This is a genomic window from Acinetobacter sp. WU_MDCI_Abxe161, from assembly GCF_025514355.1.
Lineage (GTDB): Bacteria > Pseudomonadota > Gammaproteobacteria > Pseudomonadales > Moraxellaceae > Acinetobacter > Acinetobacter pittii_E.
On sequence record NZ_JAHPTU010000010.1, the window covers coordinates 60,880 to 73,767 of the forward strand.

Sequence of the window (12,888 nt, forward strand, 5' to 3'; positions counted from 1 at the left end):
TATTCAGTGATCCTGAAAGAGTCATGGATGATGTTCTTTCACGCTATTCTTTGAGAAAAATATGTCTTTAAAAAGAGTAGTAATTAAAAATAAATTTTAACTTACATAAGGACTTATATGGAGTCAACCTCTGCGACTGCTGCTCCTGTAGTAGCCACTAATTCAAAGACACGAGTTTTGTTTGCAAGCTTAGTCGGTACAACCATTGAGTTCTTCGACTTTTATATCTATGCAACAGCTGCCGTGATTATCTTTCCACACCTATTTTTCCCTGCTAGTAGTGGCAGTGCCGCAGTCTTACAATCTCTGGCAACCTTTGCAATTGCCTTTATTGCTCGCCCTATTGGTGCTGCACTATTCGGCCATCTCGGAGACCGTATTGGCCGAAAAGCAACTTTAGTTGCAGCTTTACTGACCATGGGTATTTCGACCGTATGTATTGGTTTGCTTCCAACCTATGCTCAAATCGGAATTGTCGCACCATTACTATTAGCCGTTTGTCGTTTAGGACAAGGTCTAGGCTTAGGCGGTGAATGGAGTGGCGCAGTATTATTAGCGACTGAAAATGCCCCAGAAGGTAAAAGAGCATGGTATGGCATGTTTCCACAGCTAGGTGCTCCAATTGGCTTTATTTTAGCAACAGGTTCTTTCTTATTATTAAGTGCAGCTATTCCTGAGCAAGCATTCATGCAATGGGGCTGGCGCATTCCATTTATTGCCAGTGCTGTATTGGTTATTGTTGGCTTATACATTCGCTTAAAGCTTCATGAAACTCCTGCTTTCCAAAAGGTTTTAGATAAGCAAAAAGAAGTTAATATTCCATTTAAAGAAGTATTAACTAAACATACAGGTAAACTTATTCTTGGCACAGTTGCAGCAATTTGTACCTTTGTCGTGTTCTATCTTACTACCGTATTTGCTTTAAACTGGGGAACCACAAAGCTTGGCTATGCACGTGGTGAATTCTTAGAACTTCAACTCTTTGCTACACTTTGCTTTGCCGCATTCATTCCTTTATCGGCTATTTTTGCAGAAAAATTTGGTCGTAAAACAACTTCTATTGGCGTTTGTATTGCTGCTGCGATTTTCGGCTTGTTCTTCTCTAGTATGTTAGAGTCTGGAAATACTTTAATTGTCTTCCTTTTCTTATGTACTGGCTTGGCAATTATGGGCTTAACCTATGGTCCAATTGGTACAGTTCTTTCTGAACTTTTCCCAACTTCAGTTCGTTATACAGGTTCAGCATTAACTTTTAACTTGGCTGGTATTTTTGGTGCATCTTTTGCCCCACTCATTGCGACTAAGCTTGCTGAAACTTATGGTTTATATGCGGTTGGTTATTATCTTACTGCCGCATCACTTTTATCACTCATCGCGTTCTTACTCATTCGTGAAACAAAAAATGATGATGTAAATAACCAGATTTAAAGTTAAAAAAAACAGCCCATAAAAAAGCCGGTTCAAAATTGAACCGGCTTTTTTATACATATATGTCTTAATTCATTGTTGCTGGATTCGAAGGGGCCATACTATTTGATACAGCTGGAGCTGTAACATTGCTTGCTGCAACAGCTGCTGGTCCTGCTACGGCTGCTTCACCGATTAAAGCCACTTTTGCTTTTTCTTGGCTCTTTGCAGAGAGAGCTGGGTTAGTTGCCACAATACGATTGATGTTTGCTGAGTTTGCTGGAGCAATCGCAGTAGTTTGTAAAATAATTGGACGATTATTTGTGTTCCCCAACGTATAGCGAATACCAGTACGTGGGCTAATCACTGTAGTATTTTCTTGCTTCACTACAGCTTGAGCCGAAGTTGGGCCTTTTGCTGCAAGAACTTTATCAACCGTTGTCGTTTGAGGGGCTGAAGCTGTTTCTGCTGCGAAAACAAAACTAGGCACAGCAAGAACAGTTAAAAATAAAGGTTGTAATACTTTTTTCATTGTCTTTCCAACATACACTCTGGATGAGAAGTAAATATCATTTAATGCTTAAAACTGCAAACATTATTCACAGGCTTACTACAAACATAAAAAAAGCAGAACAATTGTTCTGCTTTTTTTTGCGAAGGCAGATTAGATCTTACCGTGACATTGCTTATATTTTAGTCCTGAACCACATGGACATGGCGCATTGCGACTTTCTGGAACAGGGAAAGTTTGCTGACCATCAGACTCGTTCATAGTTTCTTGAGAAAGTGTAACTTCACCAGTTAAACCATCTACATCATCATGTTCAAAAGAAAGCTTCATTGATTCAGCTTGCTGCTGCTGTTGAGCTTCCATTTCTGCAAGTTCTTCTGGTGTTGGGATATGTACACGAGACAAATCAGTCACAACATCAGTTTTAATAATACCCAACATATTTACAAACAGGTTGAAAGCTTCTTTCTTATATTCCTGTTCAGGATTCTTTTGCGCATAACCACGTAAGTGAATACCTTGACGCAAATAATCCATTGCAGCTAAGTGATCTTTCCAATGGCGATCAAGAGAGTTTAAAACGAAATGACGTTCAAGCATTGCTGCCGATTCGTCACCCATTTGAGCACGGCGCTGACGATAACGCTCAATCACTTCATCGCTAATGCGCTCAACTAAACCTTCTTCATCTAAACGACGATCTTGGTCTAACCATTGTTGAATTGGCAGCTCAATACCTAAATCAATACGTAAAGCATTTTCTAAACCTTCCACATCCCACTGGTCATGAATTGACTCTGGTGGAATAAAGTTAGCAATCATGCCTTGCATCACTTCACGATGCATTTCTTCAACATATTCTTTTAAGGTATTTTCAGCTAATACTTCATCACGTTGTGAATAAATAATCTTACGCTGTTCATTATTCACGTCATCGTATTTCAATAAGTTTTTACGAATATCGAAGTTACGTGCTTCAACTTTACGCTGAGCATTCTCAATCGAACGGCTCACCATTTTATGTTCAATCGCTTCGTCTTCTTTCAAACCCATCGCGCGCATCATACCAACAACACGGTCGCCTGCGAAAATACGCATAAGGTCATCTTCAAGAGACAAATAGAAACGAGAAACACCAGGGTCACCCTGACGACCGGCACGACCACGTAACTGGTTGTCAATACGACGTGATTCATGGCGCTCAGAACCAATGATGTGCAAACCACCCGCTTGCAATACATCTTCGTGGTCCTGCTCCCATTGTGCTTTCAGACGTGCTTCATCTTCTGCAGTTGGGTTCTCTAGTTTGGCAAGCTTAGCTTTCCAGTTACCACCCAAGATAATGTCCGTACCACGACCAGCCATGTTAGTAGCAATCGTTACTGCATTCGGGCTACCCGCCTGAGCAATAATGTCAGCTTCACGCTCATGCTGCTTTGCATTCAACACTTCATGGTGAATACCAGCTTGCATTAACTTAGAAGATAAAATTTCACTGGCTTCAATCGTTGCCGTACCAATCAGAATCGGAGCAACACCCTGCTGACGAATATTCATAATTTCTTGAATAATCGCGTTATATTTGCCGTTACGATTTAAATAAATTAAATCGTTTTGATCGTTACGAATCATTGGACGATGCGTTGGAATAATCACAACATCAAGGCCGTAAATTTCTTTCATTTCCGCAGCTTCAGTATCAGCAGTACCTGTCATACCTGAAAGCTTTTTATATAGACGGAAATAGTTCTGGAATGTTGTTGTCGCTAAAGTTTGGTTTTCAGGCTGAATTTCTAAGCCTTCTTTTGCTTCAACAGCTTGATGTAAACCTTCTGACCAACGACGACCCGGCATCGTACGACCCGTATGTTCATCAACAATAACGACTTCACCATCATGAATAATATAGTGAACATCGCGTTGGAACAGGAAATGTGCACGGATAGCAGCCGATACATGATGGACAAGATTTAGATTTGTTGCTGAATATAAGCTTTCGCCTTCGGCCAACAAGCCCATTTGAATAAGTTCTTGTTCAACAGTTTCATAACCGATTTCGGTCATTTCAACTGAACGCTGCTTTTCATCAATCCAGAAATGCCCACCATCTGCTACTTTTTCTTCTTTTTGCGGATGTAATTTAGGTGGGATCGTATTGATTGCACTGTAAAGGTGTGAAGAGTCTTCACTTTGACCAGAAATAATTAATGGTGTACGTGCCTCATCAATTAAAATGGAGTCAACTTCATCGATAATGGCATAGTGCAAACCACGTTGTTTCTTTTCTGCTAAAGAAAACACCATGTTGTCACGAAGGTAGTCAAAACCAAATTCGTTATTGGTACCGTAAGTAATATCGGCAAGATAAGCTGCCGCTTTTTCTGACGGACCTTGCATTGAATAAATCGTACCAATTGATAGACCCAAAAACTCAAATAATGGGCGGTTCAACTCGGCATCACGCTGTGCCAAATAATCGTTCACAGTAATGACATGTACACCTTGGCCACTCAAAGCGTTTAAATAACATGCCAAAGTACCCATGAGGGTTTTACCTTCACCAGTACGCATCTCGGCAATCTTACCTTCATGTAAGGTAATACCACCAATTAACTGAACGTCATAGTGACGCATACCCATCACACGTTTAGCGGCCTCACGACACACTGCAAATGCTTCTGGAAGTAATTTATCTAAACTTTCGCCATTATTATAACGTTGTTTGAATTCTGGAGTTTTTGCAGATAAGTCTGCATCGCTTAAAGCTGATATCGTCGGCTCGAGCGCATTGATTTGCTCAACAATTTTGCGCATGCGTTTGAGTTCACGCTCATTTTTTGTACCGAAGATACCTCCGATCAGACTTGCCAACATGGATAAACTCTCTAAATCTTGCTTGGTCAAATGAATAAACTTTTTCTCAGTCGTTTATTATGGTGCCAGAAATTTGAAGTACAAGGGGTTTGCACAAAACCCCTAAAAAAAATCTGATAGTTAGATGAACGGTTTTTCATTCATCTAATCTCCCCTTAATGTGCCGAGCACCAAAAACACACCATTAACGCTCATCGATTAAGCATAACTTCCGAGAAATCTAATTTAGCAAATTTACCTTAAAGTTACATTGATTAAGCAGTTAAAATAATGAGTTTTAGTCATATATATTTACACTTATATAAAAAATTCATAATAAAATACAAAAACAATAATTTTAATCATAAAGCAAATGCTGCATATTCTTTTGATCGAATGACAAATTATGAGCAATTGAGGAACGATCATGACACTACGATTAGGAGATACTGCTCCCGATTTTCAACAAGAATCGAGTGAAGGCACAATTAATTTTTATGATTTTTTAGGGGATAGTTGGGGGATTTTATTTTCGCATCCAGCTGACTATACACCCGTATGTACAACTGAGTTAGGTTACACAGCAAAATTAAAAGATGAATTTACGAAGCGTAATGTTAAAGCGATTGCTTTGTCAGTAGACGATGTAGAGTCTCATAAAGGCTGGATCAACGATATTAATGAAACACAAAATACAACTGTCAACTTTCCTATCATTGCGGATAAAGACCGTAAGGTATCTGAGCTCTATGGCTTTATCCACCCTAATGCCAGTGAAACACTGACGGTACGCTCATTAGTGATTATCGATCCTAACAAAAAAGTTCGCTTAATCATTACCTACCCTGCTTCAACTGGCCGAAATTTTAATGAAGTCTTACGTGTTGTAGATTCATTACAATTAACAGATAAGCATAAAGTCGCTACACCAGCGAATTGGCAGCAGGGTGAAGATGTTGTTATTGTGCCATCACTTAAAGATGAAGAAGAAATTAAACAGCGCTTCCCTAAAGGTTATACGGCTGTTAAACCTTATTTACGCCTCACACCACAGCCTGAAAGCAATAAAACCGACTAAAGGTTTTATTGCTTGCAAGACAAACGAAGTGCGTAGGCAGGCTTCTGAAAGACTCCCTGCAAAATAAGCAAAGCGCGTAGGCACAAGAGATTAAATATCACACCTTAAAAAGTCATCCAACGCGCTGGCTTTTTTATTTATGTATTGAATACTCATGGTTTTTATTGTTCAGATCAGTTATAACTCGGACCGATTCGGTAAAAAAATAAAAATCATGATCTATAAAATTCATCATTTAAAGTGTGGCAGCATGTGCCCGGTTTGTGCCCCATTATTTGGACAAAAGGGGTTCCGAGCTGAGGTAATCTGTCATTGCCTTCTGGTTGAAACTGATCGAGGCTTAGTACTTATCGATACGGGCTTTGGCTTGCAAGACTACTTACATATGAAGCAGCGCTTAGGCTCATTAGTTAAACGTCTAGGCAAGATTGAGCATAATCTTGAATTTAGTGCGATCCAGCAAATCCAAAAGCTCGGATTTAGCCCTAAAGATGTACAGCACATCTTTGTTACTCATCTTGATTTTGATCATGCAGGTGGAATCTCAGATTTTCCTCATGCCACAGTCCATGTTTTAGCAGCAGAATATAATGCGGCTCAACTACCGAACTTTAAGGGCAAACTTCGCTATCGAACCAATCAATATAAAGATCATCGATATTGGAACTTTGTTGAATATCAAAAAGGTGAAGCATGGTTCAACCTCGAAAAAGTAAAAGGTTTTCCGCTGTTTCAAGATGAAATTTTAATGGTACCGCTACTAGGTCATTCGGCTGGACATTGCGGTATTGCTATAAAGCAACAAAATCACTGGTTATTATTTTGTGGAGATGCTTACTACTCACACCGAGAGTTAAACCCTAAAAATAAATTAAGATCGCTCAATCTGCTGGAAAAAACATTTGCAGAGGATAATGAAAAACGTATTTTCAACCTCAAACGCTTACAGCATTTGGCTCAACATGAGCCAACAATTGAAATAATTTGTGCTCACGACCCTGATGAGCTGAAACGGTATCAAACATGAAGAAATTATCGCTCCTTACACTTGTGATCTGTATAAATCTACAAGGCTGTATGCAGCACGAAAGTATTGCTCATGAGCATCGACCACAAGATTGGGGAAGCTTAGTTTCTCAAACCCATAACTTTTACCAAATTAGTAATGATGTTTTTCGCAGCGAACAACCAAATGCTGCCATGATTTCAGAATTAAAGAAGAATCAAATTGAAACGATCATTAATTTGAGGGCCAAAGACGCAGATACTTTAGTTTTTAAAAATGAAAATTTTAATCTTGTACACATTCCTATCAACACATGGGCAATTAACCGACAAGATTTATTAGAAGTCATGCAACAAATCAAAAGGGCTAAGCAGAATAATCAACGCGTTTTATTGCATTGTTACCATGGTTCAGATCGTACAGGGGCCAGCGTTGCCATGTATCGCATTATTTTTGAAAACTGGGCAATTGATGATGCAGTTAAAGAAATGAAACACGGGGGTTATGGTTATCATATTATTTGGAAGAACATTGACCGATTATTTACCCCTGAAAATGTAAGATGGATTCAACAACAACTATCGAATTCTAGCAGCTAAAGACTCGAGTGTTTTTGTATACAAACCCAATTATTAGGCATATAAATTGGCTCAATTACCCACTTATTTATCGTTTTCATTTTTATTAAATACATCGAAAAATATACATTTAAAAAGAGATAACTATCAAAAATATGTTTTATTTTTATGATTTTCCCAAAGCGGCGTTGCTAAGCAATATCTTCAAAATCTCAGAATCACCACCATCACTATCTGTTACTAATAAAAAGACTTCGCCATCAGATCTCGACTCAAACCAAGCAATCCCTTCAACCTTGATTGGCAGCGTCTGTCCTTTCGCATCTTGAATCAAATGAGTCGCTAAAGCTTTACCATCAGGTGAAAACACCAAGATAAAACTTCCCACGACAGCACCATCATCATAGGTATTGAGTGTTTGTTCGACCGTAGCTGTAGCAACAATCAAATTTTTATCCGCTAAAAAACAAGCATCTGAAATACCGCTTGTTGAACCATCAAGCTCAGCTAAGCTCAGTTTGAGGGAATGTATAAGTGCATTTGCTAAGGATTCTCCTGCTTGAATTTTGATTAAATCAAAGACTAAAACCCCATGATGGCTATTTATGTTACCACGTTGAAAGATATAGAGATAACGATGGTCCGAACATAGGGCTTCTATATTGAGATCAGCCCCGCCTGTTAACTCAACCTGATGCTGCAAAAAATCATAATCAACCGCATCTAAGAAGATCCTGACCTGATCATTGGCAGGATTATAGAGTAATGCTCGTTTTCGATTTTCTGTTGAACCCGAACCCATTACCAAAAGCTGTGATTGGCCCCTCCAATTTATGGAAGTTAAAGCTTCAAAATCAGGTTTCTGTTCTTTGGTTAATACACTTAACGGTATTTGCTCTGAAGGATCAAATAATGGAATTTTTTCAAAGACCTTTGCATCGGCCATGTTCTGGGTTCGCTTGATTCTTAATAGATAAGGGAGATTATCGCCAACAAAATAAACATCTTCCCCCGCACAAGCAACTCCAGACAGCGCGCTAATCATTGAATCTTGTGCAAAAACAAATTTTTCTAATATTTTAATTGTTGTATTCATCTTCAAAATCCCCTATTGAATGGAACACTCCTCACAAGAATACAGCCTTTGAAGTGTTCCTGATTTGATTTAGGGGATGATCAGCCTTTATCGCTGATCAAGCGGCACCCAGTCAATTACCCAAGCTGATTTCATATTTAAGCTTGAATCAGAAGTAATTTTCTTACGAGCTGCATCTGCTGTATCACGGTCTTTCGCAGGACCAACCATAATACGGATTCCCTTACTGGTTGGGCTTGTAGTTACCTTATAGCCCTTAGCTCGTAATTTAGAAACCACTGCATCTGCATTTGCTTGGTTAGCAGCCAAAGCCACTTGAACCATCCACTTTTTATCACCGTTTTCAAGCAGTTCACGCGCCTTTTCAGCTTCAGCTTTTTTCTCCGCTTCCGCTTTTCGTTTAGCATCAGAAGCTTTTTTATCAGCTTCTGCTTGGCGTTTGGCTTCGGCTGCTTTCTTATCAGCCTCTGCTTGGCGTTTGGCTTCAGCTGCTTTCTTATCAGCCTCTGCTTGGCGCTTAGCATCTGCCGCTTTTTTATCAGCTTCTGCTTGGCGTTTGGCTTCGGCTGCTTTCTTATCAGCTTCCGCTTGGCGTTTGGCTTCAGTTGTTTTCTTGTCCGCTTCTGCTTGACGCTTAGCATCTGCCGCTTTTTTATCTGCTTCTGCTTGACGTTTGGCTTCAGCAGCTTTTTTGTCTGCATCTATTTTTGAAGTAGCAGTTGTTTTATTCACCGTATTGGTTTGCTGGTTTTTAGCTTTCGCCTCACCCACTAACTCTGGTGGAATATTATCTGAACTTTCTTGAGCCGCTGTGCGGCGCGCATTAATTGCAGCGTACTCTGCTGCGGCTTTACGAGCAGCATCAGCTTCAGCCTGCTGCTGCATTGCTAAAAACTCAGCTGCACGTGCTTCTTGTTCGGCAACAGCCTTTTCACGCGCACGACGTTGTTCTTCAAGCAAACGTTTTTCAGTTTCAACATCAACCGCAAGCGGTTGTAGTTGTACCATTTGCCCTTCAGTTGTCTGTTTTGGTTTAGTTTGAGTTTTTGGCGATGTGGATGCGGATGGTTGAACTTCAACCTGTTTTATTTCCTCATTTCCTTTTAGAAGTAATGCTGCCAATAAAACACCACCTCCTAGTAAAACAACGCCACCCATCCAGCGTTGTTTGTTATTCATTGACATTCTTCCAAATACTCCCAAATCGCTTCTAAAGTATGAAACGAACCACAGGCCAAAATCAGCTGATTGTTATTTGTTTGCTCAAGCGCTGATTTAAAAGCCTCTTTGATATTGCCATATTGTTGTACTGTCTGGCCTTGCAAGGCATCATTGAGTTGCTGAATCGATGCAGCACGCGGCACATTCAATTCAGCAATTTTCCAATGTAAAACAGTAGGTTTCAATAAATCGACTACTGATTTTATATCTTTATCTGCCAGCATTGAAAATACTGCGACAACTTCTGTGTACTGTTTATTGTATTCTAAGAAATTTCGCAATTGCTTTAACAAAAATTCAACACCATGAGGATTGTGTCCAGCATCAAAAATTACCGTTTTCCCATCCACTTGGCGCTGTTCAAAACGCCCTGCTAAGCGAGCAGATTGAATACCTTTTTCTAATGCTGACTGAGAAATCTCAAGTCCGCTATTTAAAATGGCAGCAACTGCCCCAGCAATATTTTCAATCGCTAATGTACCTAACGGAAGTTTTAAAGTAGTTCCTTCCGAAGCAAAGTACCAGTTTTGTCCATCATCTGCGAGCTTATAAAAATAATCACGATTAATGGTATATAACTCTGCTTGTGTACTTTGTGCTTTATCTTGAATTGCTTGCGGCAATGGTTGCTCGCCTGCAAAAATAACCGGAATATGTGGACGAATAATACCTGCTTTTTCAAAAGCAATTTTTTCGATGGTATCGCCTAACCAGTCTGTGTGATCTAGGCCAATATTAGTAATTACTGCAATGTCGGGATCAATCACATTGACGACATCTAAACGCCCGCCCAAACCGACTTCGAGCACCCATACATCACATTGTTGTTGTTTAAAAATAACAAAAGCAGCCAAAGTGGTTGCTTCAAAAAAAGATAAGCTTAAATCGCAATCGCGACGAGCCTGATCGACTTGAACAAAAGCATCAATCAGACTTTGATCATCGACTTCGACTCCACCTAATTTGACTCGCTCATTAAAGCGATAGATATGCGGTGACTGATATAGCCCAACTTTATAACCTTGTGCGTTTAATATCGCAGCCAGTGTGGTTGTCGTTGAGCCTTTACCATTCGTTCCGGCTACTGTAAAAACTTTAGCATGGGGCTGAGTTACACCCAGCTTTTCTGCAACAGGAATTACACGTTCCAGACCAAGATCTATCCCTGTAACGTGAACATGGCTCCAATAATTGAGCCATGTATCTAAAGAGTCTATTGAAAGTGGAGCTTGTTGGTTCAAGGTAAGTTCATCAATTTCGATACAAGTCGAGATACAGTATCACGTAAAGCATGACGATGAACAATCTGATCGATTACACCATGATCAAGCAAATATTCAGCACGTTGGAACGGTTCTTCTAGTGTTTCACGTACAGTTTGCTCAATTACACGTTTACCAGCAAAGCCAATCATCGCTTTAGGTTCAGCAATATGAATATCACCCAACATTGCTAATGAAGCTGTTACACCACCATATACAGGATGTGTTAACACCACGATATACGGTAAACCAGCATCTTTTAATTTTTGAATCGCAGCAGAAGTACGCGCCATTTGCATAAGCGATAACATACCTTCTTGCATACGCGCGCCACCAGAAGCTGCGAAACAGATTAATGGTTGACGTTTTTCAATTGCAAGCTCGGCAGCCTGTACAAAGCGATCACCTACAACCGTACCCATTGAGCCGCCCATAAAGTCGAACTCAAAAGCACATGCAATCATATCTACGCCATTTAAGTTACCTTGCATGGCAATTAAAGCTTCCGTTTCACCAGTTTTAGTTTGCGCTTCACGCATACGATCTGGATACGGTTTAGAGTCAACAAACTTTAGTGGATCTTTGGCACTAAATTCTTGACCCAATTCAGTTACAACATTGTCGAAGAACCAGTTCAAGCGGTCACGAGCTTTCATACGTAAATGTTCATCACATTGCGGACAAACATACGCATTGAAAGATATTGCTGTACGTGTCACTAGTGCATGACATTCAGGACATTCAATCGTTGGCTCAGTAAATGTTGCTTTGAGAATTTGTTGCTCATCTGCGACTTCAATACCTGGAACCGGACGTTTTGTCCATGGTGTCGAAGGGCTAAGAACTTTCCCTGGTTTCACTTCTTGATTCATACTAACTCATCGAGCGCTGCTCGAAGCTCCTTGACTTTACTCACCGTCTGTTCAACAGCGTCATCCGCTGCCAACGTTGCAAAATTTTTAACGAAAGCACTACCTACAATCACGGCATCAGCAACGTTACCCATTGCTTTTGCTGAAGCGGCATCACTAATACCAAAACCAACACCTACTGGAATATCAGTAGCATTTTTGATTTTTTGAATACGTGCAGCAGCTTCTGCCGTATCAAGTGTTGCGGCTCCCGTTACACCTTTCAGTGAAACGTAGTAGATAAATCCACTTGCCTGATTTGCCACATGTTGAATGCGTTGATCTGTAGAAGTTGGTGCAAGTAAGAAAATTTGGTCCATATCATGTTGTTTCAACACAGCACCAAATTCTTTTGACTCTTCTGGTGGTAAATCCACAAGTAATAAGCCATCTACACCACATTGTTTCGCATGAGAAACAAACTTCTCGTAACCAATCACTTCAACCGGATTTAGATAACCCATTAAAACAACAGGTGTTTCCTGATCCTGCTCACGGAACTCTTTTACCATGTTAAGTGCATCCAACGTATTGGTCCCTGCTGCAAGCGCACGTTCAGCTGCAAGCGCAATTACCGGACCATCAGCCATTGGATCTGAAAATGGTAAACCAAGCTCAATGACATCTACTCCTGCCGCAACCATTTTATGCAGTAACGGAACCGTTACTTGTGGCTGTGGATCACCCGCCATAACATAAGATACAAGCGCTTTACGTTGTTGGGACTTAAGCTTTTCAAAACGGGTGGCAAGACGTGACATAGGGTTGTGCTTTCCTTGAATTATTTAAAATTGAGGAGTTGTTTGTAGAAATACAAGAACATCGCATTTTAACGCTATTTTTTGTCCATTGAACAGCTCTAACGTTATGGCGATATTCGATTGTATGATTCATACAACCCATGGCGTACATTTATCAATATTTTGAAACTTTTCTCAATGATCAAAGCTTCCTATTTTCGAGCC

General features: G+C 40.1%; 11 protein-coding genes. 4 read left to right on the top strand and 7 right to left on the bottom strand.

All coding sequences use genetic code 11. The annotated features are described in order from the left end of the window. The first annotated feature begins 117 nt into the window (after positions 1-117). Positions 118-1,428: an MFS transporter gene (locus KTI78_RS12395; protein WP_224992732.1), complete on the top strand. Its 1,311-nt coding sequence runs from the start codon at positions 118-120 to the stop codon at positions 1,426-1,428. 67 nt (positions 1,429-1,495) lie between these two features. Here the strand turns inward: KTI78_RS12395 and KTI78_RS12400 are convergent, their stop codons facing one another. Together KTI78_RS12400 and secA are read right to left on the bottom strand one after the other, a co-directional pair. Next, positions 1,496-1,939 (bottom strand): hypothetical protein, encoded by a 444-nt coding sequence (locus KTI78_RS12400; protein WP_224992730.1) that lies wholly within the window; start codon positions 1,937-1,939, stop codon positions 1,496-1,498. 132 nt (positions 1,940-2,071) lie between these two features. Then, positions 2,072-4,792: a preprotein translocase subunit SecA gene (secA, locus tag KTI78_RS12405; RefSeq protein WP_262446252.1), complete on the bottom strand. Its 2,721-nt coding sequence runs from the start codon at positions 4,790-4,792 to the stop codon at positions 2,072-2,074. Positions 4,793-5,198: 406 nt separating this feature from the next. Here secA and KTI78_RS12410 point away from each other — a divergent pair, with 406 nt between their 5' ends. The 3 genes from KTI78_RS12410 (at position 5,199) to KTI78_RS12420 (ending at position 7,454) form a co-directional block, all read left to right on the top strand. Next, positions 5,199-5,849 carry a peroxiredoxin gene (locus KTI78_RS12410; RefSeq protein ID WP_005050084.1) on the top strand — a complete coding sequence of 217 codons (651 nt, stop codon included), beginning with the start codon at positions 5,199-5,201 and terminating at the stop codon, positions 5,847-5,849. 214 nt (positions 5,850-6,063) lie between these two features. After that, positions 6,064-6,876, top strand: a complete 813-nt coding sequence (locus KTI78_RS12415; protein ID WP_262446294.1) for an MBL fold metallo-hydrolase — start codon at positions 6,064-6,066, stop codon at positions 6,874-6,876. Then, positions 6,873-7,454, top strand: a complete 582-nt coding sequence (locus KTI78_RS12420) for a dual specificity protein phosphatase family protein (RefSeq protein WP_262446253.1) — start codon at positions 6,873-6,875, stop codon at positions 7,452-7,454. Before KTI78_RS12415 ends, KTI78_RS12420 begins: the two co-directional genes overlap by 4 nt. 145 nt (positions 7,455-7,599) lie before the next feature. Here the strand turns inward: KTI78_RS12420 and KTI78_RS12425 are convergent, their stop codons facing one another. The 5 genes from KTI78_RS12425 to trpA form a co-directional block, all read right to left on the bottom strand. Beyond that, positions 7,600-8,529, bottom strand: a complete 930-nt coding sequence (locus KTI78_RS12425; protein WP_262446254.1) for a DUF6929 family protein — start codon at positions 8,527-8,529, stop codon at positions 7,600-7,602. 87 nt (positions 8,530-8,616) lie between these two features. Then, positions 8,617-9,714, bottom strand: a complete 1,098-nt coding sequence (locus KTI78_RS12430) for an SPOR domain-containing protein (RefSeq protein WP_016143452.1) — start codon at positions 9,712-9,714, stop codon at positions 8,617-8,619. Then, positions 9,705-10,991 carry a bifunctional tetrahydrofolate synthase/dihydrofolate synthase gene (gene folC / locus KTI78_RS12435; protein ID WP_262446255.1) on the bottom strand — a complete coding sequence of 429 codons (1,287 nt, stop codon included), beginning with the start codon at positions 10,989-10,991 and terminating at the stop codon, positions 9,705-9,707. The genes KTI78_RS12430 and folC overlap by 10 nt, the downstream gene beginning before the upstream one ends. Continuing rightward, positions 10,988-11,884: an acetyl-CoA carboxylase, carboxyltransferase subunit beta gene (accD, locus tag KTI78_RS12440; protein WP_016143083.1), complete on the bottom strand. Its 897-nt coding sequence runs from the start codon at positions 11,882-11,884 to the stop codon at positions 10,988-10,990. The genes folC and accD overlap by 4 nt, the downstream gene beginning before the upstream one ends. Continuing rightward, positions 11,881-12,684 carry a tryptophan synthase subunit alpha gene (gene trpA, locus KTI78_RS12445; RefSeq protein ID WP_239975436.1) on the bottom strand — a complete coding sequence of 268 codons (804 nt, stop codon included), beginning with the start codon at positions 12,682-12,684 and terminating at the stop codon, positions 11,881-11,883. Before trpA ends, accD begins: the two co-directional genes overlap by 4 nt. Positions 12,685-12,888: the final 204 nt, after the last annotated feature.

What these genes read in the sequence shown, in the direction of transcription:
- KTI78_RS12395 (WP_224992732.1), top strand. Translation starts at nt 118, where the DNA reads ATGGAGTCAACCTCTGCGACTGCTGCTCCTGTAGTAGCCACTAATTCA.
- KTI78_RS12400 (WP_224992730.1), bottom strand. Translation starts at nt 1,939, where the DNA reads ATGAAAAAAGTATTACAACCTTTATTTTTAACTGTTCTTGCTGTGCCT.
- secA (WP_262446252.1), bottom strand. Translation starts at nt 4,792, where the DNA reads ATGTTGGCAAGTCTGATCGGAGGTATCTTCGGTACAAAAAATGAGCGT.
- KTI78_RS12410 (WP_005050084.1), top strand. Translation starts at nt 5,199, where the DNA reads ATGACACTACGATTAGGAGATACTGCTCCCGATTTTCAACAAGAATCG.
- KTI78_RS12415 (WP_262446294.1), top strand. Translation starts at nt 6,064, where the DNA reads ATGATCTATAAAATTCATCATTTAAAGTGTGGCAGCATGTGCCCGGTT.
- KTI78_RS12420 (WP_262446253.1), top strand. Translation starts at nt 6,873, where the DNA reads ATGAAGAAATTATCGCTCCTTACACTTGTGATCTGTATAAATCTACAA.
- KTI78_RS12425 (WP_262446254.1), bottom strand. Translation starts at nt 8,529, where the DNA reads ATGAATACAACAATTAAAATATTAGAAAAATTTGTTTTTGCACAAGAT.
- KTI78_RS12430 (WP_016143452.1), bottom strand. Translation starts at nt 9,714, where the DNA reads ATGTCAATGAATAACAAACAACGCTGGATGGGTGGCGTTGTTTTACTA.
- accD (WP_016143083.1), bottom strand. Translation starts at nt 11,884, where the DNA reads ATGAATCAAGAAGTGAAACCAGGGAAAGTTCTTAGCCCTTCGACACCA.
- trpA (WP_239975436.1), bottom strand. Translation starts at nt 12,684, where the DNA reads ATGTCACGTCTTGCCACCCGTTTTGAAAAGCTTAAGTCCCAACAACGT.